Raw genomic sequence first — 24,881 nt, forward strand, 5'->3', positions numbered from 1 at the left:
TAGTATTAAATTCTTTACAACCCTCATCCCACGATAATCACTAACAGTGATAATGATTATCGTTATTAAGTATATATTTAATATCAGATTATTTCAAGAATGATTTGAAAAATTTTAACAAACTGAACAAAAAAGAAGTATCTCCTTTTTTCAGGAAGATACTTCTTTTTTTAGAAATCTATATGTAATTCAACTGGACAATGGTCCGATCCCATCACTTCACTATTAATTTTCACATCGGTAATTTTATGTTTTAGCCTTTCAGAAATCACAAAGTAGTCTAAACGCCAACCGATATTTTTCGCTCTTGCACCCATACGATATGACCACCATGAGTACGCTCCTTCTTGATCAGGATAAAGATAGCGATACGTATCAATGAATCCCGCCTCTAAAACACATGTGAATTTCTCTCTTTCTTCATCCGAAAAACCAGGATTTTTCCGATTACTTTTCGGATTTTTTAAATCGATTTCTTTATGAGCAACGTTTAAATCACCGCAAAAAACAACTGGTTTCTTCTCATCTAACCGCTTAATATACGCCCGGAAATCATCTTCCCATTTCATTCTATAATCTAATCGTTCTAATCCACGTTTTGAATTTGGTGTATATAACGTTATCATATAAAAATCTTCGAATTCTAACGTAATAACTCGTCCTTCTTGATCATGCTCTTCAATCCCTAAACCATATGTAACAGAAATCGGTTCTTTTTTCGTGAAAATAGCCGTTCCTGAGTAGCCTTTTTTCACAGCATAATTCCAATATGTATAATATCCCTCGGGATTTAAATCAATTTGTCCACTTTGTAATTTAATTTCCTGTAAACAAAATATATCTGCATTAGATTCTTCTAGATATTCTAGAAATCCACCTTTTGCAATAACTGCTCGCAAACCATTTACATTCCATGAAATCAACTTCATCTATGTTCCTCCTCTTGATGTGCATTTTCAATTTTCATGCTAACACAAAATAGATACCCTATCATAGTTTCATCTTTGTAATCTTGCTCTTACATTCGTAAATACGTACATACGTACTTTATTCAGGTTATACTAATGCCAGAGGTGATGTTCTGTGCATAATGAAGAGTTCACAGTAACAAATGAGTATTGGCAAGCAATTATTCATAATGACTCCATATATGATGACAAATTCTTTTACGCTGTAAAATCAACCGGTATTTTTTGCCGACCATCATGTAAATCGAGAATACCGAATAAAAACAATGTACGTATTTTTCTTAAGGCAGAGCAAGCATTACATGAAAATTTTCGTCCGTGTAAACGTTGTAAACCAAACGGGCTAACTTTACCTAATGAAGAATGGGTAGAGCAAATTAAAGAATATATCCAAAAACATTATTGTGACGTGCTAACCCTCGACTTACTCGCAGAAATATGCCATGGTAGCCCTTATCATCTACAACGCACTTTCAAGAAAATTGTAGGGATTAGTCCAATAGAATATATACAGCAATTCAGAATTAAAAAAGCGGCAGAATATCTTTCACATACAAATCAATCCGTTAAGGAAATTAGTACTGCTGTCGGGATAGAAAACTCGGAGTATTTCGCAACTTTATTTAAAAAGAAAACCGGATTTACTCCTACTGAATATCGAAAAAAGAACGAAATGAAAGAGGGATACAATAATGAATTCCTATAAAAATAAATCTATATATTGGGCGCTAATTACACATAAAAATTGGTGCTTGCATATTGCTGCAACTGAAAATGGACTATGTTTCATTGGATCTCAAGACGAAAACTTTGAAGAACTAAATTTGTGGGCTAGAAAAAAACTGCCACAGCATATATTGACTCACAATCCAGATTACCTGCTAACATATACGAAAGAAGTTATCGAGTATTTAGAAAACAAGCGAGAAACTTTTACATTCCCTATTGATGCTTACGGAACTGAATTTCAATTATCTGTTTGGAATACGGTACGTGAAATTCCTTATGGAAAAACATATTCTTATTCAGAAATTGCAGAAAGAATTCAAAAACCTACAGCTGTACGTGCCGTTGGGACTGCCGTTGGGGCAAATCCTCTGCTTATCACTATTCCTTGTCACCGCGTTATTGGGAAAAATGGTAAACTTACCGGTTTTAGAGGTGGTTTAGAAATGAAAAAAGAATTGCTCAAATTAGAAGCGCTTCGGGAGGAGTAAATATGACAGAGGATTGTAATGAAATATTGTCTTTAGTCGTTCCAAAAGAATTTAGTTTTCAAGAAAACTTACGCTATCTATCGCGTTCTAAAAATGAATGTATGTTTCATATTGAAAACAATAAAATCTATAAAGTCATTCCTGTTCAAAACATAAATCCATTAGTTGAAATTGGTTTGAATGCCAATAGTAATATTCAAATACGTTTTTTAGGAGCATCATATGTCTCTGAAAAATGGGCACACGATGCCGTATCTAACTATGTAAAAGAGTGGTTTGATTTAACTACTGATTTAGCTCCCTTCTATAAATTAGCTAAACACGACCCACTCCTTCAAAAACCCATTAAAGAATTTTACGGTCTTCGTACTTTGGGAATTCCGGATTTATTTGAAGCACTATGCTGGGGGATTCTAGGTCAACAAATCAACCTCACATATGCCTATACTCTAAAAAGAAGATTAGTCGAAAATTTTGGCGATTATGTAGATTGGAACGGTAGAAAACATTGGATATTCCCATCACCTGAAGTAATAGCAAATTTAGATGTAGAAGATCTCGCAACATTAAAAATGACTACAAGAAAGTGCGAATACTTAATTGACGTCGCGCAGCTCATTACAGAAGGTAAATTATCAAAAGAATCTCTATTACAAATACAAGATGTGAAGCAAGCTGAAAAACAATTAACTAGCATTCGCGGTATAGGGCCATGGACAGCTCACTATGTTTTGATGCGTTGTTTACGATTCCCTTCAGCTTTTCCAATTGATGATGTTGGTTTGCATAATGCAATTAAATTTATAACAGGTTCCGAAAAGAAACCGACTAAAAATGAAATAAAAGAATTTGCATCAAATTGGACAAATTGGGAGTCTTACGCGACTTTTTATTTGTGGCGGGTGCTATATTAAAATTTCCTAATAAAAAATAGATAGGGAAACCTATCTATTTTTTCACATGTAAAAACTTCACACATACTGGCTCTGGAACATTTACGTCCGTCTGTACAAGCGTTAGCTCCCCTGTCATTTCATCCCTAGCAAATAAAGTCAAAGTATTAGATCTTTCATTCGCTGCAATTAAAAATTTCCCATCCGGATCTAAAGAAAAATCACGTGGCCAATCCCCTTCTGTCGATACTGTTTCAATAAAAGCGAGCTCTCCATTGTGCTCATTCACTCGGAAAACCGCGATACTATTATGTCCCCTATTTGCTGCGTAAACAAACTTGCCATCAGAAGAAATGTGAATTGCACTTCCGTAACTATCTTTTCTAAAATCTTCAGGTAATGTAGAAATGTATTGTTTTTCTTTAAAACTGCCACTCTTTGCATCATATTGAAGTACAATAATCTCTGAACTTAATTCTGTCATAACATATGCATACTGCGCACTTGGATGAAATATAAGATGCCTTGGACCACTACCATGTTTTACAGATAACCGTGTAACTTCTATTAGTTCTCCATCACTTTCTTTATATGTAATCACCTTGTCTATTCCTAAATCAACTGCTACTACATATTTTTCATCAGGAGTAAAATCTATATAATGAGCATGTGCCTTTTCTTGCCTTTCCTTATTTGGTCCTGACCCTTTATGTTCTACAATTACCGTAGCAGCATTTAAACTTCCATTATCCTTTTTCACTAAATAGGACTCTACTGTTCCTTTATGATAATTAGCTGCTACTACTATACTATTCTCCCGATTCACACTTACATAACACGGCGATGCCCCTTCTAAAACTTGCATGCTAATCGAATTTAGATTACCGGATTTATTATGAATAGAAAAACTAGCAATTCCACCTAACCCATTATCTTTCGCAACAGAATAAAGGTACTCGTTGTTATGACTAATCGTTACATATGTCGGACTTCCTATATGAGCTGCTAATTCAATCCCTTTAAGTTCTCCGATGTTCGTATCAAGTATAAATTTATAAATCCCCTTACTCTCTGCTTTGGTATATGTCCCTATATAACCATGAAACTGATTTTCACTCATAACATTTCCCCCTTTTACAAACGTCTTGTAACAAGTTTCACTTTGTATTTTTACTATAGAAAAGAACCAAGTAGCACTTCATTACTACTTGGTTCTCTTTTTAAGCTTGTTCTTCAAATCGTCTTGCGATTTCTACAATTACTTGAACAGCTTTTTCCATAGTATCTACCGAAACATACTCAAATTTACCGTGATAGTTTTCACCACCAGTGAAAATATTTGGCGTTGGTAATCCCATATATGATAATTGCGATCCATCTGTTCCACCGCGAATTGGATGAATATTCGGTTCAATATTTAAACTTTTCATTGCCTCATACGCAATATCAACAATTTCTCTCACCGGTTCAATTTTTTCAAGCATATTATAATACTGATCATTCATCTCTAAAACGATTGCATCTTCGCCGTACTTCTCTTGCATGTTTTTCACAATATCTTTAATATTATTTTTACGCGCTTCAAAATGATTACGATCAAAATCTCGAATAATATAGTAAGCTTTACTTTGCTCGACATCACCATTTAAAGAGAGTAAATGATAAAACCCTTCATATCCCTCTGTATATTCTGGCGCCTCTTCTACTGGTAACTGTCTATCGAATTCCATAGCGAGTTTACTTGCGTTACGCATTTTGTTTTTCGCTGTTCCAGGATGTGTATTTGTCCCTCTAAAAGTTAATTTGGCACTTGCAGCGTTAAAACTCTCATATTCTAAACCACCTAATGGACCTCCGTCCATTGTATAAGCAAACGATGCACCAAACGCTTCTACATCAAAATGCGATGGTCCACGGCCAATTTCTTCATCCGGTGTAAATGCTACTCTTATTTTTCCATGCTTAATTTGCGGATTATGTATTAAATAATTCATTGCGACCATGATTTCTGTAAGACCAGCTTTATCATCTGCTCCAAGAAGTGTTGTACCATCAGTTGTAATAATTGTATGTCCTTTATATGATGGTAATTCCGGGAACTGTTCAGGTGTTAACACAACATTTAATTCTTCATTTAACGTAATCGCATTACCATCAAAATTTTCATGAATTTGTGGTTTTACGTTTTCCCCTGTAAAATCTGTTGCTGTGTCTAAATGAGCTAAAAAGCCGATTACAGGAACATCCTTATCTGTATTAGCAGGCAGTGTTGCCATTACGTAACCATTTTCATCCATCGTCACTTCTGATAACCCAATCTCTTTCAACTCTTCCACTAATAACTTACCAAACTCAATTTGCCCTGGTGTTGTAGGCACTGTATGACTTTCTTCATTTGATTGTGTATCAATCTTTACATATCTCGTAAATCTTTCAATAAGTTCTTGTTTCAAATTCGTTCACTCCTTTTATAGTTCTCTCTCTATTATAATCCTTATAACGAAATATTTTAACTTTTTTGACTGTGAAAATATATATCCATTTACATTTTTAATAAATCATAAAAAGACATAACATTTGTACATTTAAATTCAAACATGTAATATACATCATTATATATTGGGAGGTTTTAAAGATGAGGCTAACTCTCTTTCGCTATTTTCTTTTTTTCCTAGGATTAATTTTTTTTGGACTTGGAAATGCTCTCGCAGTCAAAGTTAAATTCCTCGGTTTACACCCTTGGGAAGTTTTAAATATGGCTCTCTACCAACGATTTGGGTGGACAATTGGCACTTGGAGTGTCATATGTGGATTATGTCTCGTTCTTATCTCTTTACTAGTAGATCGAAAATATATAAACGTGGGCACATTTTTAAATGCACTACTTATCGGTCCTATTATGGACTTTTTTTTACAATCAAAGATCCTTCCAAACGCTAGTGATTATTTATGGATAAACTTACTCATTTTATTTTCTGGTATTGCAATTACAGGCATTGGGGGCGGCATGTACGTTGCGGCTGGCATTGGTGCTGGACCCCGCGATGGATTCATGCTTACCATTTCTGACAAAACTGGGTTATCTATTAGCCGTGCTCGAATTATTGTAGAATGCTTTGTACTAGTCATTGGATACATGCTAGGAGGTCCTGTTTTTATCGTAACTTTTCTATACACTTTTATTCAAAGTCCAATATTCCAGCATTCATTTAAGGTATTTCAAAAACTCTTACATACTTTAAATAACAAAAACAAAGAACGTATTAGTGAAAATATTTAAAACTCAACTTAATGCAAAAGAGTGTGTTTTAAAAGTAATTTTTAAAACACACTCCATATACCCCATTTCATTCTTCTCTCCATAATCTCTCTACATTCATTAATTGCTCTTCTTTAAATTCTAGCTTATATATATCCGGTTTGGATGTATTCATTAAAAATTCAAGTCCATATTGATTATCAAAATAGTTCATCATTAGTGTCATTACAAGCCCATGTGTACCAATTACAATTTTATGTCCTTGAAAATTCATTAATATTTCTTTTAACACTCTCACTACTCTTCGCTGACAATCCGCATATGACTCTCCATCCGTCAGTGCATATTCTGGATTAAAAAACATCTCCTTTACAAGTGGGTACACTTCCTTATCCGATATAATTTTATTTTCATTTGAAAACTTACACTCTTTAAGACCTTCATATACTAACATTTCTTTTTCATGGAGATTCGCTGACTCTTCTATCGTTAACATAGCCCTCTTATACGGACTTGAAATGAAAGTATTAATTCCCTCTGTTTCTAATATCTCAGTTATTCTTTGAGCATCTAAAATTCCCTTCTCAGTTAATCCACGTGTTCTTTCATTTCCTTCTAATTTTGGCGATTCACCATGCCTAACCATATAGATATATGTATTCATAATTCCTCCCTTTTCTATATCCCTCTTTAAAGACATGACTATCAACCCATAAGAATATACGTTCTTATTTCATATCTTTCCAGAACAAATTATCAAATGTTAATTTTCAGATAAATTCACAAAAAAGCTTCCCCTTGATTTTATCCCCTTCAAGGAAGCTTATATATATTTTCTTTTACACTATCAAAACTCGAAACGTCTTTCTCCTCTAGTTTCGCCACACCTCATTCTTCTATTTTCATCAATACAATTCTCCAACCATCCGGATCTTCTATCGTTATCCCCTTTTCTTTCCAATACGGATTTTCTGGTTCTACTTCACCATACCCCATTGTATGCAGCCTTTTACTCACTTTTTTCATTTCACTATCTTCTCGCATGTAAAATACAAGTAAGTTATCTTTTGTTGGAGCTGGACATGGGCTCCCATCTATATATCTTGTAAATTCTAAATGATATTCTTCATCTGGTAGTCCAAACATGACGCCATCGTAACCTTCATGACCGTAAAATTCACCTATACGCTTTAAACCTAATCCTTTTTCATAGAATGCTATAACCTCTTCAAACTTATCTGTTGGACGTGCTATTCGAAACTTCACCCAATTTTTCATGCTTTTCCTCCCATACTAAAAACGTAATGAATGACTATATTTTATTGTATATTCTTAAAACATTTTTGAAATCCCTCATTAGTATGAAAATAGATACATACAAAGGTGTTCCTTACTAGCCTATAACAATCAAAAACTCACCTAGAAAGAAAATCCCATCATTTTATATGCAAATTTGCATCTCCACTTGCAAAGCACTAAAAAACCTTTAAAATATACTGGATGACTAAATATACAATTCCCATCTAAAATCTTGATACACTAAAAATCATTAAATGTAGTGTTTTTTCATTTTCAAGAATTATTGCACTCTTGTTTTTTTCCTTATAAGCATGCTTTTTATAAGGAAATCTGATACAATCCTTAAGTAATATTATTACGTATAGATATTACGAATATAGTACATACTTAAAGAAGGTGATTTTTTTGAAATTAAATAAAAATTTACAGCTATGTATATTAATCACAACATTAATATGCTATTCAATCTATTTTATGTTTTTCTTTCTGTTCCCTACTAATTTTTCAAATTTCAATGTACGCTTCGCTTCACTCATCGTTGAAGTCATTACATTTATATCGCTAATTTACTCTATATACTCTAAAAAAGTTAGTTCAAATCCTTTTTGGATATGTATTACAATTGCAATTGGTAGTTTTTTATTAGGAAAAGTAGTATATACGTATCAAGATACCTTTTTCGAACTTCCAATACATCATTTTACTATTTCTGATGTATTTTACATGTTTTTTCTATTCTTCTGCCTTATCGCTTTTTGCTATAAGATCTTAAAAGAATGCAATAAATGGGAAAAAGCTTTCTTTATTTGTGATATATGTATAGTACTTACTTCCATATTCACATTAGAATGGTATTTATTTAATCAGCCAAATTTAAATATATTCTCACTTTCACTCGCAGATATTTTCCTTTCATTTCTATATCCAATTGCAGATCTATTATTTCTTCTACTAGGTGTTAGTCTCTTTTTCCGCCCAACAATTTTTAAGTCCAAGCGGAAAATTTATATCTTTATTTTTGTATTAATTAGTTCTGCAACTTTTAACTATATTTATTTTTACTTAAATACCCATTTATCAACTGACACTATAACATTTTTACGTCTTTTATATAGAATACCTATATTGCTTATCGCAATAGCTGGGTCTATTTCAGAAGATGATAATAGCCATAAAAATTATTTCATTGTAAACCCTATACTAGGAAAGAAAGTTTTAGTCGTATTTCCCTATCTTGCTGTTGCAATACTAATCGGGTTTACATTAAAAGAACAAACATCGTCTTCAACTCTCATTACAGGAAATTGTATCGCTTTTGTTTTCGTACTTATTCGCCATTCTATTGTGCGTATGCAAAACGACACCCTAACAAAACGTTTACAAGTATTTAATGCTCAACTAGAAGAAAAAGTTACTTTAAGAACTTCTGATTTAGTCCATAAATCAGAGGCCCTATCTCAGAAACAACAAAAATTCAAATCATTATATGAATATCATCCTGATCCCATTTTTACGATTGATTTAAATGGAATATTCTTAAATGTAAATAAAGCAGGAAGTATACTACTTGGAGCACCAACGAACGAGTTACTTGGTGAGACATGTTTTTCTATTATTTTAGATGCAGATAAACATAAACTGATATCTGCATTAGAAAAAGTTAAACAACAAGAATCAGCATCCTTACAACTTAGTTCTCAATATAAAGATGGCTTTACTTATTTTTTATACGTTACCATCGTTCCTATTATGATAGATGGACAAATTTCAGGAAGCTATATTATGGTAAAGGATATTACCTCACTAAAAAAACAACAAGAAGAAATAAAATATTTAGCATTCCACGATACTGTAACGAAAATTGGGAATCGATCCTTTTTCCATAGGAAGCTAAGAAAATTTATAAAAAATGCTCAAACAACACAAAGTGAGTTTGCATTATTATATTTAGATTTAGATCGCTTTAAAGTAATTAACGATACACTTGGACATTCGTCAGGTGATTACATATTAGAAGAAGTAGCAAAGCGATTCCAATCATGTCTTCCATCACATACTCATCTGTCAAGAATCGGTGGTGATGAGTTTACAATCTTAATTGAAAACTATACTGACGAATATTCCTTATTCGAGTTATGTAACCAATTATTTGAAAGCATGGAAAAGCCGTTTGTCATACATGAGCATAAATTAACTTTATCACTGAGTATCGGTATCTCCATTTATCCACATTCCGGAATCGATACCGCTACACTTCTGAAAAACGCTAATGTTGCAATGTATGATGCAAAGGCAAAAGAGCTTAACTCTGTCTCTATTTATGACGATGTAATCGCTAAAAAAATCGAAAGACGATTACGATTAGAAAAAGATTTACCAAACGCAATACAAAATGAAGAATTGTTCCTTTTGTATCAACCTCAAGTTGATAGTGAATCTAATAAAATTATCGGTGCAGAAGCTTTAATCAGGTGGAATCATCCTGAATTAGGTGTTATTTCTCCATACGAGTTTATTCCGATTGCAGAAGAAACACTACAAATTATTCCAATAGGAAAATGGACATTACAGCAGGCTTGTGAGCAAATGAAACGTTGGCATGCACTCGGATATTCGCATTTAAAAATAGGGGTAAATTTATCTGCTAAAGAATTTGAACAAGAAGGATTTGTAAAATCTATTTCTTCTACTTTAGCAACTACAGGCTTACCAGCAAGTTCCCTTGATCTAGAATTAACAGAACGAATTGCAATGATGGATGAGAGAGAAACATTGATAAAACTGCGTACACTAAAAAGTTTAGGGATTCACATTTCAATCGACGACTTTGGTACAGGCTATTCTTCCCTAGCCTACTTACCTTTATATCCAATCGATACGTTAAAAATCCCAAGAGAATTTATTACAATGTCTGAAACGTGTGAAGATGGAATGGAAATCATTAAAACAATCATCACATTAGCAAATACATTAGGAATGTCCGTCATTGCTGAAGGCGTAGAAACGAAAGAACACGTAAATTTCCTTCAAAAAAATAAATGTCAGTTTATTCAAGGTTACTATTACAGTAAACCTATTTATGCCAATGCATTTACTAAGCTGTTAGAAAACGGTATTCGTCCATAGTAAATCAAAATGCATATAACTCTATACTGAATGTAATCGTTATAGGTAATAATGAATTTGAACAACTATAGTAAAAAGGAAAGAAAATAATTTCTTTCCTTTTTTTATTATTTAACTACTTCATTTATTAAATCTATTAATTGATGAATTCCCTCCTCATTTGTTTTCTTAAATCCATTCATGTTTTGAATATATCTCTCCTTATTTACATACAACTTATTTACCACATCTGTAAATGTACTGGTGCTTATTCTATCTTGAAGTAATACTTCCGCATACCCTTGCCTAGAAAAATAGTCAGCATTTAAAACTTGATCCCCTCTACTGGAACCATTAGTTAACGGAATAAGCAACATCGGTTTCTTCAAAAATAACAATTCAGAAATAGCAGTAGAACCCGCTCTGGAAACTACAACACTTGCCATATTCAGTATATGTGGCAACTCTTCTCCTATATATTCAAATTGCATATAACCTTCCATTCCGATAGAAGGATCCACCTTCCCTTTACCACACATATGAACAATATTAAAACTTAATAATAATGTATCTAAACTTTTCCTTACCATATCATTTATCCACTTAGCACCTTGACTCCCACCCATTATTAACAATACTGGCTTATCTTGCTGAAATTCACAATACCTTCTTCCTCGTAATACGTTACCTCTCTCAATTTCTTCCCTTACAATTGGTCCTACATAAACCTTTTTCTCATTACTTACATTCTTCCCTGTATGAGGAAATGTTGTGCATAGTTTTGTAGCAAAAGGTAATGCTATTTTATTTGCAAGTCCTAACGTGCTATCTGGTTCACGTATTACGATAGGTACACTATTTAACCATGCCCCTACAACTACAGGAACTGAAACAAATCCTCCTGCAGAAAAGATAACGTCAGGCTTTATTTTCTTAATTAATTTATAACTTTGTAAGCAGCCTTTTATAATTTTAAAAGGATCTTTAAAGTTCTCCCAATCCCAATATCTCCGGAGCTTCCCCGTTGAAATACTATTGTACTTAACATTTTGAACTAATAATTTTTCAATTCCATTTTGAGATCCAATATACTCAACTCCCCATCCTTTTTCTATAAATTTAGGAATCAATACCATATTAATCATTACGTGTCCGGCTGTACCGCCCCCAGTAAAGAGAATCGTTTTATTCATAGCTTATATCCCACCTTTATCATTAAAAGTCTAGCTTTATAGTAATCTTTCAAATGCACATTAACTTACTATGATTTATATAAATCTTTAACTCCAGACCTATGTCTTGCAAAAGATCTTTGATGAGTTCATAAAAATCATTTCCATACTCACTACATTCATACTGAGTAAAGACTTGGATTACAGGCCTAGTTCCTGTATATATTGTTTTGGGGTTTCGATTAACCTTTTCCACATATGCTCGACATGTATTTATCGCCTCATAGATGCGCAAAACGTGTTCTTCTTCATCTTTCCAATCCAGCGTATCAACAATCGAAAGCGATAGCATATTTTGATTATTTATAGTCTCATAACAATTCATATATTTCTTACATCCTTTTATATTTTTCATTAAATGCAGATGTCACTACACTTCGCATACTCAAGTACATCTTTTAATGATTGCTGAAATGGGATTTCTGGAACCCAACCTAACTTTTTTATATCCTCTAATACTAAACTTTCATTTGAGCCGCTCTCACTATTCTCTGTTTCTTTTATAGTAAAATTCAACTGTGTTAATCCTTTATATTGTTCCAATACATCTAATAAAGAGCGTTTTACTCCTGATCCAATATTATATTGTTTTCCATTTATACCATCACGTAATAACACATGATACGCTTTAACTGCATCACGTACATCTAGAAAGTCTCTACTATCTTTCAAACTGTTTACTTCAATAATCGCTTTACTTCTACCTGATTCTATATCTATCATTTTTTTTGCGAGAATTGAACAAACACCATTCGATACTCCTGGACCAATTAAATTTGAGGGCTTTGCAATGATAATATTTGAATCCATTAATCCGCCCCAAGCCTCCGCAATAATGACTTGCATAGTTTTACTTAAACTATATGGATTTGAAACTTTTATGTTTTTCATACTATCTGCTTGCAATGCAGATCCTATAACTAATGTTTTACAATGCGAGGCTTCCTGCTTAATGGCTTCTAATAAATATAAAGTCCCTATTACGTTAATCTCTATATATTCCAGAGAAGCTGTCCAAGACTCATTAACTGAGTTTCTTCCTGCTAAATGCAATACATAGTCTGGTTTTATTTGTTTAATTACCTTCATTACTTCACTCTTATTTGTTAAATCACAAGTAATACCATTTTCGATTTTTTCTCTATGTGAACGATTTTGAAACATAGGAATTACATGAAAGCCCTGCTCTAAAAAATATTGGCAAGCATGACGTCCTGTGAAGCCATTTGCACCAGTTATTAAAAGGCTCGCATTTCTTTTCATCGTAAAAACCCTCCTTTTTCTAACATTTGTTTCACCTCATGTTTTGTAAGTAAGTCTTGTTGAGAACTAAAACTCTTCACATCCACAAGCGGATAACTAGCATAATATTCTTGAAGTCCTTCTATAGGAATAGTCGGTAGTACCACAAAATAATTTTGATCAAAACTAATACTTGTTTTACTCTCTACCTCAGATAAAAGCATTTCACTTAATTTTTCACCAGGTCTTATCCCTACCTCTTTTATCTTCACGTTTTCTTTTTTTGAATCTTCAATCAATATTCTTGCTAAATCCGTTATTTTACATGCTGGCATTTTCATAACAAAGATTTCTCCTCCTCTTCCTTCAGATGCTGCTTTAAATAACAATCCAACAGCATCTTCAATGATTAAGAAAAATCTAGTCATATTTGCATCGGTAATCCCTACTTTTGAAGATTGCTTAATTTGCTTTTTAAAAAGCGGTACCACACTTCCACTCGTTCCTAAAACATTTCCGCCACGAACACAAATGAATTTTGTTTTCTTCGTTTGCACATTCGCATGAACCATTAATTTTTCACCAATTGCTTTTGTCATCCCATACGTATTTGATGGATCGGCCGCTTTATCAGTTGAAACATATATAACTTTCTCAACTTGATTCTGGATAGATGCTTCAATTACATTTTGCGTACCATGTATATTTGTTTTTATAGCTTCATAAGGATAATATTCACATACTGGAACATGCTTTAAAGCTGCAAGATGAAATACATAATGTACACCTTGGCAAGCATATACTAGTTGCTCTTTATCACGAATATCTCCAATAATAAATTTCAATCTCTCTTCATTTATAAACTGTTGCTGCATTTCAAACTGAACCGTTTCATTCCTTGAAAAAACTCTAATTTCTTTCGGTGATTTTTCTAATAGTTGTTTTATAAGTTCATGTCCCCACGAACCTGTACCACCAGTAATTAAAATTATTTTATTAAGCATTCCTTTTCCTCCTACCATATATTTCAATTCAAATTGTATTTATTAAGGTTATTGAATTATTTTCAATTGATTCAAATCATAATCGTCGTTTGTTACATTTAATTGACAAAATAAAAAAACAGAAACTATTTTTTAATAGTTTCTGTTTTTCATTTCACTTCTTAGCAATTAGATTTTCTTTATACTGTTTGAATGATAACTATATTACTGGTTTAAAAAACACCGCTCATTTATTTCTTATGCTCGTAATAAAATAAAGTGAAACTTTAATTAGTGGGGATTTTGTCCATCCCCGACTGATTATTAGTTGAATCAGTCGGGCTTTTACGAGCAGCCCCACCCTCACCTAACTTCTTTGCTTTAGCCGACTTTTGAGATGGGAGTCTTACTGCTCGTTAATAGCGAGATAAATGGAATGATTCATAACCAATACCACATTTAAACTCATAGAAAAGGGAGGTAATGGAATGTACCAAAGCAATTCAAACAATACATCTAAAGAATTCTCAAAAGCACTCCCTCTCTCCCTATTCGACGTGAAAAACGAGTTACAACAAAAAAGCGATCTCATCTCTTCTGTTACCAAATATAAATTAACGAAAGAAGAGCAACTTATCATCGATAAAATTAAAGCTCAGACAAAAGAACTAAATAAAAATAACGTCACAAGAACACGTGCATACTACCAATTTTACATTCAATATCCAGAAATACATTGGGCACTACTTGGGCATATCGTATCACGTAACGGTGGCTGGAATATGACAGATTTAAAGGGAGATTTATATACGAGGCTTTTATCCGAGAAAGATCAAATTACATTTTTCTCTTTTTTAGAAAGAGGAAATTGGCTCATTTTCCAAGATGTATATCCTCAATTTTTACTATATGAGCAAAGTGTAAAAAAATCAAAAAAGCTATTTCACCTTCTCACTCACTTAAATGTTTCTACATTTATGGAAACAATGTGGAACGATTTTTGGAAAACAGGTAACAAAAAAACATTAGCGATCGCAACTATTATTAATGAACAAAACTACTTAGAAAAAAGAGTTATTCAAAATGCACACTTTAAAAAGACTGTATTAAATAGTATTGGATTTAAACTCTTTGATTTTTTTCAGTTTAATCATATCCTTTTCCCATTTTACGAAAATGATAAAAAGCAAAAAGTATTACTATTTGGTGATACAATGAAACATTTCACTTCTTTGCATGAACGAATTTCACTTGGAAAACGGTTGTATTCATTGTTATTTCGGGATACACATATTTTATCTCAAATAATAAACTGGGTCCATCACCATCCACATACAGGCTCAAGAAAAGATTACTGGCCTCATTTATTTTCTAGTGTAAATGAATCTTTTTCACGTGAGTTTTATAAACGCCGAATAAAGAAATGCCAGTTACGTAGTGACGCGTATCGTATATACAGCCCTGCACTCATCTATGCATGGCGGGATATGAAACATGAAGAAGTTGAAAATGAAGATTGGTTTAACGATTGGCAAGTTGTAAATTATTTAGTTGATAAGGAGGAAAATATAAATGGAAAAATTACAGAAGACTACTGCAAAACACTCGAAAAAATTGAACTCGCAATTCTCGCAAAGAAAAATGTCCTCCTTCGAGAAGAAGAATGATTTTTTAGCATTATTAGTTACAGTCTTACTTTCTTCTATTATTGGAACTTGCTTAGATGCTTTCTTTGTGCATACACAAATATATTCCTTTCCAGTTAGACCTTTCTCATCTATATTTTCAGTTAACATAGGCTTTACGTTGTTTGTGCTACCAATTTTAACAATCATTTTTATACAAATTTCAAAAACATTATCTGCAGTTTCTAGAACTATATTTATTATTTTAATAGGGCTTTGTGCTAGTATTTTTGAACAAGTTGCTGAGCGGTTAGGTTTATTTGTACATAACGGGAATTGGCATCATGCTTATTCTTTATTTGGATATATCATTTTCTTTTCTCTTATTTGGAAATTATATACTTGGATGCAAAAATAAAGAGACCGTTATAATAACGGTCTCTCCTTAAGCATAATCTTCAGTCACTGCTACTGAACGACTTTGAAGGCTTTTTGATCGCAAACGATATGCAACTACTTTCTTCTTATATTGCTTTACTACATCAACGTGTTCCTCGTAGCTATATATAGAAAATCTAATCTCTCTTTTTCCTTTCTTCGTCTCCATGACTATCGGTGTACCATTCCCTTGCGGCGGAAAATAATGTTTATCTAAAAATAAAGCCTCGTTAAATTCATGAATAACTTGAAGTTTCATTTCTCCTTCTATACTTTCCCCATCTACCGTTACAGTAGTATTTTCCTCATCAAGTTTTTGGTGTAACTCAAATCTACTAATAATTGATTCTACAACAGAAGTTGGCATACTAGAAACTAGTACTTTAAGAGCACCAAAAATAAATAATGTAACTATAAACCATGTTGTCATTTTAATCATCTCCATTACGCTCTAAAATGAGTAGTGTTATGCTCCTTATTACGATTCATTAATTTTCAAAATAAAAATTTCACTCCATAAGGTACTAATATACTAATAAGTATCCCTGTTACAATCATCGTTACCGAACCGATAGTTGCCTCTTTCTCTCCTTCTTTCACTAGACGGCTCACACCAATAATATGTGATGCACAGCCCATCCCCACTCCTTTTCCAATCGTACTTGTTATTCGGAAAAACTTAAGTACTGTCGGTCCGATAATAGCACCTGTTATTCCTGCAACAACTACAAAACTAGAAGTCATAGATGGAATGCCACCAATTTGATCCGCTAATGAAATGGCAATAGGCATTGTCGCTAATTGTGGTAAAGTTGTTAATATAAGTTCCTTATCTATATTTAAAATTCCACCAATCACTACATTCATACTCGTTAAAGCCACTATACCTATCACTACGCCGATTAGTATCGCTAAAAAGTTTTTCATAAGTATCTCTCGCTCTTTAAATAGAGGTATGGCTAACGCTACAATTGCAGGACTCAAAAAACCTGAAAGAATGTCTCCCCCATTTTCCTTATACTCATGATGAGAAATACCAAATATCAAAAATAAGCAAATCATAATTGCTGTAACTGTTAATACCGGTAACGTAAATGGAGACGTAAATTTTTTATATAACTTTGTCGCCAATAAATAAATTACTACAGTAATAATAATTAAGACCATTTGAATCGTGCACCTTGTCGATTTTATTTTTTTGATGTTACTAATAATTGACTTACATACCCTGAAACAATCAATGTTACTACCGTACTTGCAACTACTAAAAGGAATATAACACTCCCCTTACTTAAAAGAAAAGATCCATATTCCATTAATCCTGTTGTCGAAGGAATTAGAAATAACGGTAAAAATACTATTAACTTTTCTGCCCCTACCTCAAACCACTTTAATGGAAAAATACGAGTAGAAAGGAGTAGAAACAATATTAACATCCCTATTAAACTTCCTGGCATCGACAGATGGAATACTCCTTGAATCCACGTACCAGCTAAGCTAAACACATATAGCACGCCTACTTGAAGTAAAAGCGTCACGTACTTCATTTCTTTCCCTCATTTCCATATTACGCTTCACTATTATGAAATCTCATTTAATGTTTCCGCAAACCTTGTAACTCCAAGCTGAATTTGTTCTACATTCGCTCTGCCGAAAGTAAATCGGACATATTCACTTTTCGAACCTAGGACGCTTCCTGGGACAAATGCTACACCATTTTGTATAGATTCACCTAGTAAATGATATTCATCAAACGTTCCTTGCACTTTGCACCATAAATGTATTCCGCCCTCAGGAACAAAAAATTCAATCTGATCCCCTAATATTTCTTCAAGCTTTCTAATTAACTCATCTCTTCTTTGTTTCAGTTGTCCACGAAGCAACGTAATATGCGTATGAAAATCCTCAGATTCTAAAAATTGGTTCGCTACCCACTGTGTAAATACACTATGACCGAAATCAACTTGCTGCTTCGCATCTGCCAATCTCTCAATTACGCGCGTGGGGCCAATTACCCAACCAATACGTAATCCTGATGCAACAATTTTTGATAATGAGCTCACATAAAGAACATTCCCATTTTGATCCATCGATTTCAATGTTGGATTCACTTCTCCATTAAAAGAAGTCAAACTATACGGATCATCTTCTACAATCGGTATACCAAATTCAGAAGATAGTTCTAAAACCTTTTTACGTCTTGCCAATGAAAGTACCGTTCCAGTTGGATTTTGATAATCCGGATTTAAAAACACCATACGAATGCGATGCTTTTTGTGCAAATCGATTAAGTCATCTGGATTCATACCATGCTGATCAACTGGTAAACGGAATATTTTTAAACCTGCTGATTTAAACATCGGAAGTGAATAACAATAGGAGGGATCCTCAATTGCAATCGCATCTCCAGGCTTTAACAAACATTGAACGATAAGATTAAGTGCTTGCTGAGCTCCAGATGTAATAAGAATAGAGCTTGAATCTGCTTCTATTTGTTTATATTGCTCGACATGTGCCGCAATGGTTTTTCGCAACATTTCATTTCCAAGCGGATGGTCATAACCGAGATTTCCCATAAATGTTTTCTCCGACAAAATTGTTCGAAATCTATCACTCGGAATTAAATCTGATGACAATTCACCACTCGCTAAATTGATTAAATCATCTTTTTGTGTTTCCGTTCGAATTTGTTGAACAAGTGGTACATTAGGTAAGAACGATCCATCCTCAACGTACCTACCCCAGTTCGGTATTCGTTTATGTGACACACCCCATATATCTGTATTCACCCGAGTGCCGCTTCCTTTTTTCCGTTCTACTACCCCAAGTGATTTCAATTCCTCATAAGCAGCTACGACCGTACTCCGGTTCACTTGTAAATTCTGTGCTAACATACGCTCGGAAGGTAATTTTCTATCAGAAGGGAATTCACCGGTAGAAATGCCTCTTTCAATGTAATCAGCAATTTGTTTATAAACTGGTATCTTATCTTCACGATTCGGTTGCCATTCCATTTAGTTCCCTCCTCTCCAAGCTGGTGCCCTGAACTCATTAATAACAGTATTCACTGCAAAAATGGTATTAATCAAGCGCATGATTTAAAAATGCCTCTACCGTCACATTAAAGCTAGTAGGCTGTTCTAAATAAGGCAAGTGCCCACTATTTTTCAACTCAACGAAGGTCACGTTTCTCAGGTGTTTTTCAAATTCTCTCACATACTTTTCCGGAACAAAATAATCATTCTCTCCTCGTATTATTAATGCAGGACATGCAATGTTAGAGAGGTATGGTCTTTGATCGTAATCAACTAATTCAGCGAATAGCCTTTGAATATGCGTCGGATGAATCATTTGTAGGGATTGATGAAATCCTCGGACAATTGCATCATTATCTTCTATTCCCATTGCTCTCAATAACGTATCAGCCCAAGTTTTCCCTTTATCCTGCAAGCTAAGTAAATCATATACTTCAAGTCGTTCTTTACGATCTGCCGGTTCTAAATAGGGAAATGCATTTACAACAATTAAGCTAGAAATAAAACGTGGATATTGAATAGCAAAATCGATACCCACTCTAGCTCCTTTTGAAAGACCACAAATTGTTACTGATTTTAGCTTTAAATGATTACATAACTCATATAAAACATTTGAATATTCTTTAAAACTAATTTCCATCCCTTCGGATTTCCCATGCCCAGGTAAATCGAGTGAGATTACGGTCCATGTCTTCTTGAAGTATTTTCTTTGATATAACCAATTATTCGAATTTCCTCCAAGACCGTGTAAAAACAATATGACAGGACCCGATCCTTCTATATTGTAAAAAATCTTTCGATTCTTATATTCAAAATACATATTCATCACCTTCAGATGTAGCATCACATATTTTTATCTTTGAATGAATATATCCAAAACGGTTCTCTTTCTAACCACTCAACTGTGCCTGAAATACCGTCTTCATACTCCCTTTCCAGCTCATCCACTTTAGTTGTAAATTGTGATGCATGTGCTCGTAATGCTTCCAATTTTTTCGAAACATATTTTTTCACTTCATTTTTAAAATCTGGAGGTCCTATTTCGTCTTCATGATTTTTCGAAAAAGCTACAGCATAAAAGGCTGGTCGTTTACTTTCCGAAATATTAGCTAAGACCTCTACTACTGCTTCCCCTGTTGCATCGTGATCCGGATGAACTGCATACCCAGGATAGAAAGAAATAACTACAGAAGGATTCAATTCTTCAATACAGTTTTGAATCAAGCTTCTTAATTTTCCAGGCTCTTCAAATTCAAGAGTTTTATCACGATATCCCATCATACGTAAATCTTCAATCCCTAAAATATTTGTAGCTCGCTTTAACTCTTTCTCTCTAATTGTATATAAAGATTCACGAGTTGCAAAAGGTGGATTCCCCATCGCTCTCCCCATTTCACCAAGTGTTAAGCAAACATAGGTAAGAGGGACTTTCTGCTCCGTATAAGCCAAAATTGTGCCAGCCACACAATACGACTCATCATCTGGATGCGGGAAAACAACTAAAACATGGCGCTCATTTTTCATCAATGCATTAACTCCTTCATCATATACACACTCTATAAAATAACGACCGCATACCAAGTAACTCCCACAAGAAGCCCTAAAAGAAGAATGATATAGATAGCAGATAAGTTTTTTACATTCCTCTTTGTAGACTTACCGTAATTCTCTTCTACATTTCGTGCGACTAGTACGGTCCCAAATAGTGATACAACTACAATAATAACAACTAGTGAAATCGCAAAACTCATTGTCTTCCACCTCTCTAAGGCCAGTCTATTTTAAAGCATGAATAAAATACTACCTTTCTTCTCTTATCATAATAGAAGTTTGTAAAAAACGGACCAACCACTTTTGTGTTTTTTTGCTCATCCACTTTAAAAATAAAAAGCAACTGCTCACTTAGGACCAGTTGCTTTTTTACAAGGCTACTTATATTCATTTTCAATTAAAATTAATTCGATTTAAAAGCTTGGTCTTTTCATAATGAAACATTGATTGAGATAGCTCGAAAATTGTTCCATTTACAAGATAAACTGTATTTTCAATAAGAAGCGCTGGATCACCTTCATTTAGTTCTAAAAGCTTTGCATTTTCTTTATTTATTTTTTCACAACTAATAACTTTATCGGCAAAGCCAATATTTAATCGTAAATCCTCAATGAAATAACTGTATACAGAACTTAATGCTATTTCTTCATTCAAATAAGGAATGATATCTTTTTTGAAATAACTTACTTCAATAGAGAATGGTTTCCCATCTACAATTCTTACGCGCTTCAAGAAATATAACCTAGTTCCAATCTCGCATTGCATCCGTTCTACTATCTCTTCATTTGCCTCTATTACTTCAATCTCTAGCACTTTCGTTTCAATATTTTGTGAAACGAGATTTTTCGTTAATCCACGTAAACTTCCTAAATTAATGTAATCTGTTACAGAAGTTTCACGTAAAAACATACCACTACCTTGCACTTGAAAAATATAACCTCTATTCACAAGCTGACTAATTACTTTACGTATCGTATTACGGCTTACTTCAAATCGATTCATCAACGCTTCTTCTGTAGGTAATTTTTTCGTTTCATTAAAAAGCCCATCTCGAATGTTTTGCTCTAACACATCTGCAATTTGTTTATACTTTGCACTCATACACTTTCTCCTAAAATACTCTTTTATCTGTTATAACTCTTCTCCTCTCGTTTCGATCACATGTTTATACCAATGAAACGAAAGTTTCTTCTTACGTTTTAAGTTATCATTATGATCGACAAAAATAAAGCCATATTGCTTTTTATATCCATTTAACCAACTTAATAAATCAATAACTGACCATGCATAATAACCTTTTAAATTAATTCCCTCTTGAATTGCACGCTTCATTACTTTTAAATGCTCTTCAATAAATTTAATTCGCGGAACATCTACAATTTCTCCGTCAATGATTGGATCTTCATCACCAAGTCCATTTTCCGTTACATACATCTTTATGTCACCGTAACGCGCTTTCAACATATGCAATCCATCTAAGAAACCTTCGGGAGATATTTCCCACCCCCATTTGGTATATGTTTTATCATCCATTTTTACTGTTCGATAAAAACCATCGAAAGAAGGATTACCTGGAGCAAGTGTTGAGTTTTCTCGAGAATGCTCCTCGCTCTTTATATCCATATCATATCTTTCTACTCGTATTGGCTGATAATAATTCAAGCCAATAAAATCATTTTTTTCAGCATTTTGTTTAATGATTTCTAATTCTTCAACCGTCCAATTAGGAGTCCACCCATTTTCCTTTAATTGTTGTACAACATAAGACGGATACTCACCTTTTAAAACTGAATCGTAGTACCAGTACGTTTCATATTCATTCGCATGATTTGCTGCTAGTATATTTTCTTTTTGATCATCCACACTATAAGCAGGTAAGAAAACATGTGTAATCCCAATCTCCCCATACTGTTTCAGCTGCTTGTACACCGCAACTGTTTTCGCATGCGCATAAAATACATAATGAGTCGCTTGAAAATACTTTGGAACATCATTTTGTATTCCTGGTGGATGTGCACCTTTTAAATAGCCTAATCCACAAAACATTACTGTTTCATTAAAAGTAATCCAATGTTTCACTCTATCACCAAATGCCTTAAAGCAAATTTCTGCATACTTTACAAAAGCCTCTGCTGTTCGTTTATTCGTCCACCCACCATCTTTTTCTAACGGTAATGGTAGATCCCAATGATATAAAGTGGCAAACGGTACAATCCCGTACTTTAAACATTCATCAATTAAATTGTTATAAAATTCAATTCCTTTTTCATTTACCTCTCCATCTCCAGTCGGCAATATTCTCGCCCAAGAAATCGAAAAACGATACGATTCCAATCCCATCTCAGCCATTAAACGAACATCTTCCTTATATCGATGATAATGATCAACCGCTATATCACCATTTGTTCCATCGTATGTTTTGCCAGGAATTTTTGAAAACTCATCCCAATTCGTAACACCTTTTCCATCCTCATTCCATGCACCTTCTACTTGATAAGAAGCTGAAGCAGCCCCGAATAAAAAATCATGTGGAAACTTCATAATATATACCTCCGTTTCATTACAATAAATCAAATTCATTACTACATATAAAATTTATGGGTACAAATTTTATATGTAGTAATTATAGCTTAAGTTTCGATTTTTTTCTATCATGAACGTACGATATGTAAAGCTATATTTGATGTTAATTTTTAGAAAACAAAAAAGAAGCGATGTATTTCATCGCTTCTTACTATGACAATCTTTACTCTTTTACAAGTGACTTATTCGCTCTTATAACTTCTTCATAAAGTATTGGGGACCATTTTTCATTTATATAATCTTGAATTACCCAGCCCACTCTCGTAGGATTCTTTTGCTTCATATAGTTTGCAATTTCAGGATTTATGTAGGACGCATAATAATATGGACTATTCCATGCTGTACCACCAGAAGACAAGCTTGTAAAATTAATATATAGATGATTACAATCTTCACTGTTGTTAATCGTTTCATTTATCGTATCTTTAATAGATTTTACTTTCTCATCATAACTCACTTTATATTTATCTTGTACTGTTACATTTACATTTTGATTTACAGTTGTCGTAAACGTCTCATTATCTGGCCAATAAAAATTATTATATCCTCCAGATTCATTACTACCACTGTATCTTTTTAGTAGCACAATTTTTCCTCGAGCATCTCCAAGTCTTATATTCCCTTCTGTTTTTAAAAAGATAGGATCAGGAAAATATTTTTTTTCAAACGTACTACTAAATGAATCTTCTGCCCCTTTCATATCCTCATACTCTTTTTTTAAAGACATAATAATCGTTTCACTTGGATTATCTTTTAAAAATTGTTTCGCTTCATTTATAAATTCATGCAATGTTACATAAAGATATAATGGCCCATGATGAAGAACTATCGTATTATCATCTGTTAAACGCCCTCTAATATCAAAAATTCTAGCTCCGTGATCCATTTGGTAACGAAAATTATATTCTTGCGTCATTCCCCATACTTGCTTTATCGGATTTTGCAACTTGAACGTTCCACTATCATGTGTTCCTGGAATTGAAATTCGTGCTAACGGTACGTTATCGGGTATAGGTTGCATCCATTTTGACCAGTTTTCAAGCCCATTACCAGCGCTAGCAGCAACTGCTTGCTTATCATTGAAAGCAAATACAAATGTGCTAAGTATAGTACTACATATGAATAATTTCAAAATAAACTTCTTATTGCTCATTTTTATCCCTCTCTTTTTCTGTTTTATATCAAACTTATTGAATATAATATAAGCTACTTAATAAATAATGTTTCATAAATATGGAATATTGCATAGAAGTAAAATTTAAAAACATCCACATATTCTCATCTCAATGCATTAAAAAAATTTAATATCCCTTTTCACTAGATAAATTATAGTAAGCAACAACTCGAACTTCAATGGGCTTTCATATGCAATATTTCATATTTGGGTCCTACATGATATAAATAAAAAACTTATAATGATTATTCATTCTATACGTGCTAATATATTTATA

Annotated in this window: 26 protein-coding genes; 7 read left to right on the forward strand and 19 right to left on the reverse strand. The window is 33.3% G+C overall.

Translation table 11 applies throughout. The features are described from left to right. Positions 1 to 170: 170 nt before the first annotated feature. Positions 171 to 929 (reverse strand): exodeoxyribonuclease III, encoded by a 759-nt coding sequence (locus MHH59_RS18705; protein WP_340852097.1) that lies wholly within the window; start codon positions 927 to 929, stop codon positions 171 to 173. Positions 930 to 1,083: 154 nt separating this feature from the next. Between MHH59_RS18705 and MHH59_RS18710 the strand changes: the two genes are divergently transcribed. Genes MHH59_RS18710 through MHH59_RS18720 form a run of 3 tightly spaced genes read left to right on the forward strand, consistent with a single transcriptional unit; the run spans position 1,084 to position 3,099 of the window. Further along, the gene (locus MHH59_RS18710) at positions 1,084 to 1,674 is read left to right on the forward strand and encodes a bifunctional transcriptional activator/DNA repair enzyme AdaA (protein ID WP_033731160.1); all 591 of its coding nucleotides are present in this window, start codon (positions 1,084 to 1,086) and stop codon (positions 1,672 to 1,674) included. Continuing rightward, a complete protein-coding gene (locus tag MHH59_RS18715) occupies positions 1,661 to 2,185 on the forward strand; it encodes a methylated-DNA--[protein]-cysteine S-methyltransferase (RefSeq protein ID WP_016120666.1) in 525 nt (174 codons plus the stop codon). Before MHH59_RS18710 ends, MHH59_RS18715 begins: the two co-directional genes overlap by 14 nt. Positions 2,186 to 2,187: 2 nt before the next feature. Further along, positions 2,188 to 3,099 (forward strand): DNA-3-methyladenine glycosylase 2, encoded by a 912-nt coding sequence (locus MHH59_RS18720; protein WP_340852099.1) that lies wholly within the window; start codon positions 2,188 to 2,190, stop codon positions 3,097 to 3,099. Between the two features lie 34 nt (positions 3,100 to 3,133). On the opposite strand, the gene MHH59_RS18725 is transcribed toward MHH59_RS18720, so the two are convergent. After that, complete coding sequence (locus tag MHH59_RS18725) at positions 3,134 to 4,198, reverse strand: lactonase family protein (RefSeq protein ID WP_002128663.1); 1,065 nt, start codon at positions 4,196 to 4,198, stop codon at positions 3,134 to 3,136. A 100-nt stretch (positions 4,199 to 4,298) separates the two neighbouring features. Beyond that, positions 4,299 to 5,531 carry a peptidase T gene (gene pepT, locus MHH59_RS18730; RefSeq protein WP_002128664.1) on the reverse strand — a complete coding sequence of 411 codons (1,233 nt, stop codon included), beginning with the start codon at positions 5,529 to 5,531 and terminating at the stop codon, positions 4,299 to 4,301. A 182-nt stretch (positions 5,532 to 5,713) separates the two neighbouring features. On the opposite strand from pepT, the gene MHH59_RS18735 reads away from it, so the two are divergent. Beyond that, positions 5,714 to 6,358, forward strand: a complete 645-nt coding sequence (locus MHH59_RS18735; RefSeq protein ID WP_002128666.1) for a YczE/YyaS/YitT family protein — start codon at positions 5,714 to 5,716, stop codon at positions 6,356 to 6,358. Between the two features lie 67 nt (positions 6,359 to 6,425). Here the strand turns inward: MHH59_RS18735 and MHH59_RS18740 are convergent, their stop codons facing one another. After that, on the reverse strand, positions 6,426 to 7,001 hold the full coding sequence (locus MHH59_RS18740) for a histidine phosphatase family protein (protein WP_002128669.1): 576 nt from the start codon (positions 6,999 to 7,001) through the stop codon (positions 6,426 to 6,428). Positions 7,002 to 7,225: 224 nt separating this feature from the next. After that, positions 7,226 to 7,615, reverse strand: a complete 390-nt coding sequence (locus MHH59_RS18745; RefSeq protein ID WP_002014647.1) for a VOC family protein — start codon at positions 7,613 to 7,615, stop codon at positions 7,226 to 7,228. Between the two features lie 426 nt (positions 7,616 to 8,041). Between MHH59_RS18745 and MHH59_RS18750 the strand changes: the two genes are divergently transcribed. Beyond that, positions 8,042 to 10,762, forward strand: coding sequence for a putative bifunctional diguanylate cyclase/phosphodiesterase (locus MHH59_RS18750; protein ID WP_340852101.1), 2,721 nt, complete (start codon positions 8,042 to 8,044; stop codon positions 10,760 to 10,762). A 107-nt stretch (positions 10,763 to 10,869) separates the two neighbouring features. Here MHH59_RS18750 and MHH59_RS18755 read toward each other — a convergent pair whose 3' ends face one another. The 4 genes from MHH59_RS18755 to MHH59_RS18770 are packed head-to-tail and all read right to left on the reverse strand — an operon-like array spanning position 10,870 to position 14,219. After that, positions 10,870 to 11,934 (reverse strand): undecaprenyldiphospho-muramoylpentapeptide beta-N-acetylglucosaminyltransferase, encoded by a 1,065-nt coding sequence (locus MHH59_RS18755; RefSeq protein WP_002128671.1) that lies wholly within the window; start codon positions 11,932 to 11,934, stop codon positions 10,870 to 10,872. A gap of 49 nt (positions 11,935 to 11,983) precedes the next feature. Continuing rightward, the gene (locus MHH59_RS18760) at positions 11,984 to 12,328 is read right to left on the reverse strand and encodes a DUF6572 domain-containing protein (RefSeq protein WP_340852103.1); all 345 of its coding nucleotides are present in this window, start codon (positions 12,326 to 12,328) and stop codon (positions 11,984 to 11,986) included. After that, positions 12,328 to 13,236, reverse strand: a complete 909-nt coding sequence (locus tag MHH59_RS18765) for an NAD-dependent epimerase/dehydratase family protein (RefSeq protein ID WP_002128673.1) — start codon at positions 13,234 to 13,236, stop codon at positions 12,328 to 12,330. The genes MHH59_RS18760 and MHH59_RS18765 overlap by 1 nt, the downstream gene beginning before the upstream one ends. Continuing rightward, positions 13,233 to 14,219 carry a UDP-N-acetylglucosamine 4,6-dehydratase family protein gene (locus MHH59_RS18770; RefSeq protein ID WP_340852106.1) on the reverse strand — a complete coding sequence of 329 codons (987 nt, stop codon included), beginning with the start codon at positions 14,217 to 14,219 and terminating at the stop codon, positions 13,233 to 13,235. Before MHH59_RS18770 ends, MHH59_RS18765 begins: the two co-directional genes overlap by 4 nt. A gap of 467 nt (positions 14,220 to 14,686) precedes the next feature. Between MHH59_RS18770 and MHH59_RS18775 the strand changes: the two genes are divergently transcribed. Further along, entirely contained in the window at positions 14,687 to 15,865 is a 1,179-nt protein-coding gene (locus MHH59_RS18775; RefSeq protein WP_340852108.1) for a DUF2515 domain-containing protein, read from the forward strand. Then, a complete protein-coding gene (locus tag MHH59_RS18780; protein ID WP_002128679.1) occupies positions 15,840 to 16,241 on the forward strand; it encodes a CBO0543 family protein in 402 nt (133 codons plus the stop codon). Before MHH59_RS18775 ends, MHH59_RS18780 begins: the two co-directional genes overlap by 26 nt. A 27-nt stretch (positions 16,242 to 16,268) precedes the next feature. Here the strand turns inward: MHH59_RS18780 and MHH59_RS18785 are convergent, their stop codons facing one another. The 10 genes from MHH59_RS18785 to MHH59_RS18830 all read right to left on the reverse strand — a co-directional run bounded on the left by MHH59_RS18785 (position 16,269) and on the right by MHH59_RS18830 (position 24,583). Continuing rightward, the gene (locus MHH59_RS18785) at positions 16,269 to 16,691 is read right to left on the reverse strand and encodes a YfmQ family protein (protein WP_002088014.1); all 423 of its coding nucleotides are present in this window, start codon (positions 16,689 to 16,691) and stop codon (positions 16,269 to 16,271) included. A 65-nt stretch (positions 16,692 to 16,756) separates the two neighbouring features. Beyond that, complete coding sequence (locus tag MHH59_RS18790) at positions 16,757 to 17,428, reverse strand: LrgB family protein (RefSeq protein WP_002185096.1); 672 nt, start codon at positions 17,426 to 17,428, stop codon at positions 16,757 to 16,759. A gap of 23 nt (positions 17,429 to 17,451) precedes the next feature. After that, the gene (locus tag MHH59_RS18795) at positions 17,452 to 17,808 is read right to left on the reverse strand and encodes a CidA/LrgA family holin-like protein (protein WP_002014630.1); all 357 of its coding nucleotides are present in this window, start codon (positions 17,806 to 17,808) and stop codon (positions 17,452 to 17,454) included. A 33-nt stretch (positions 17,809 to 17,841) separates the two neighbouring features. Continuing rightward, positions 17,842 to 19,275, reverse strand: coding sequence for a MocR-like pyridoxine biosynthesis transcription factor PdxR (pdxR, locus tag MHH59_RS18800; RefSeq protein WP_002033714.1), 1,434 nt, complete (start codon positions 19,273 to 19,275; stop codon positions 17,842 to 17,844). Positions 19,276 to 19,342: 67 nt separating this feature from the next. Then, entirely contained in the window at positions 19,343 to 20,140 is a 798-nt protein-coding gene (locus MHH59_RS18805; protein ID WP_340852984.1) for an alpha/beta fold hydrolase, read from the reverse strand. Continuing rightward, positions 20,140 to 20,820: a bacillithiol biosynthesis deacetylase BshB2 gene (bshB2, locus tag MHH59_RS18810; protein WP_002167764.1), complete on the reverse strand. Its 681-nt coding sequence runs from the start codon at positions 20,818 to 20,820 to the stop codon at positions 20,140 to 20,142. The genes MHH59_RS18805 and bshB2 overlap by 1 nt, the downstream gene beginning before the upstream one ends. A 32-nt stretch (positions 20,821 to 20,852) precedes the next feature. After that, entirely contained in the window at positions 20,853 to 21,047 is a 195-nt protein-coding gene (locus MHH59_RS18815) for a hypothetical protein (RefSeq protein WP_002014626.1), read from the reverse strand. 193 nt (positions 21,048 to 21,240) lie between these two features. Beyond that, entirely contained in the window at positions 21,241 to 21,948 is a 708-nt protein-coding gene (locus MHH59_RS18820) for a GntR family transcriptional regulator (RefSeq protein WP_002088023.1), read from the reverse strand. Positions 21,949 to 21,978: 30 nt separating this feature from the next. Then, positions 21,979 to 23,388, reverse strand: coding sequence for a glycoside hydrolase family 1 protein (locus tag MHH59_RS18825; protein WP_002167763.1), 1,410 nt, complete (start codon positions 23,386 to 23,388; stop codon positions 21,979 to 21,981). Between the two features lie 205 nt (positions 23,389 to 23,593). Continuing rightward, positions 23,594 to 24,583, reverse strand: a complete 990-nt coding sequence (locus tag MHH59_RS18830) for a phosphatidylinositol-specific phospholipase C (RefSeq protein ID WP_002128693.1) — start codon at positions 24,581 to 24,583, stop codon at positions 23,594 to 23,596. Positions 24,584 to 24,881: the final 298 nt, after the last annotated feature.

This window comes from Bacillus sp. FSL E2-0195 (genome assembly GCF_038003645.1).
Classification (GTDB): Bacteria; Bacillota; Bacilli; order Bacillales; family Bacillaceae_G; genus Bacillus_A; species Bacillus_A mycoides.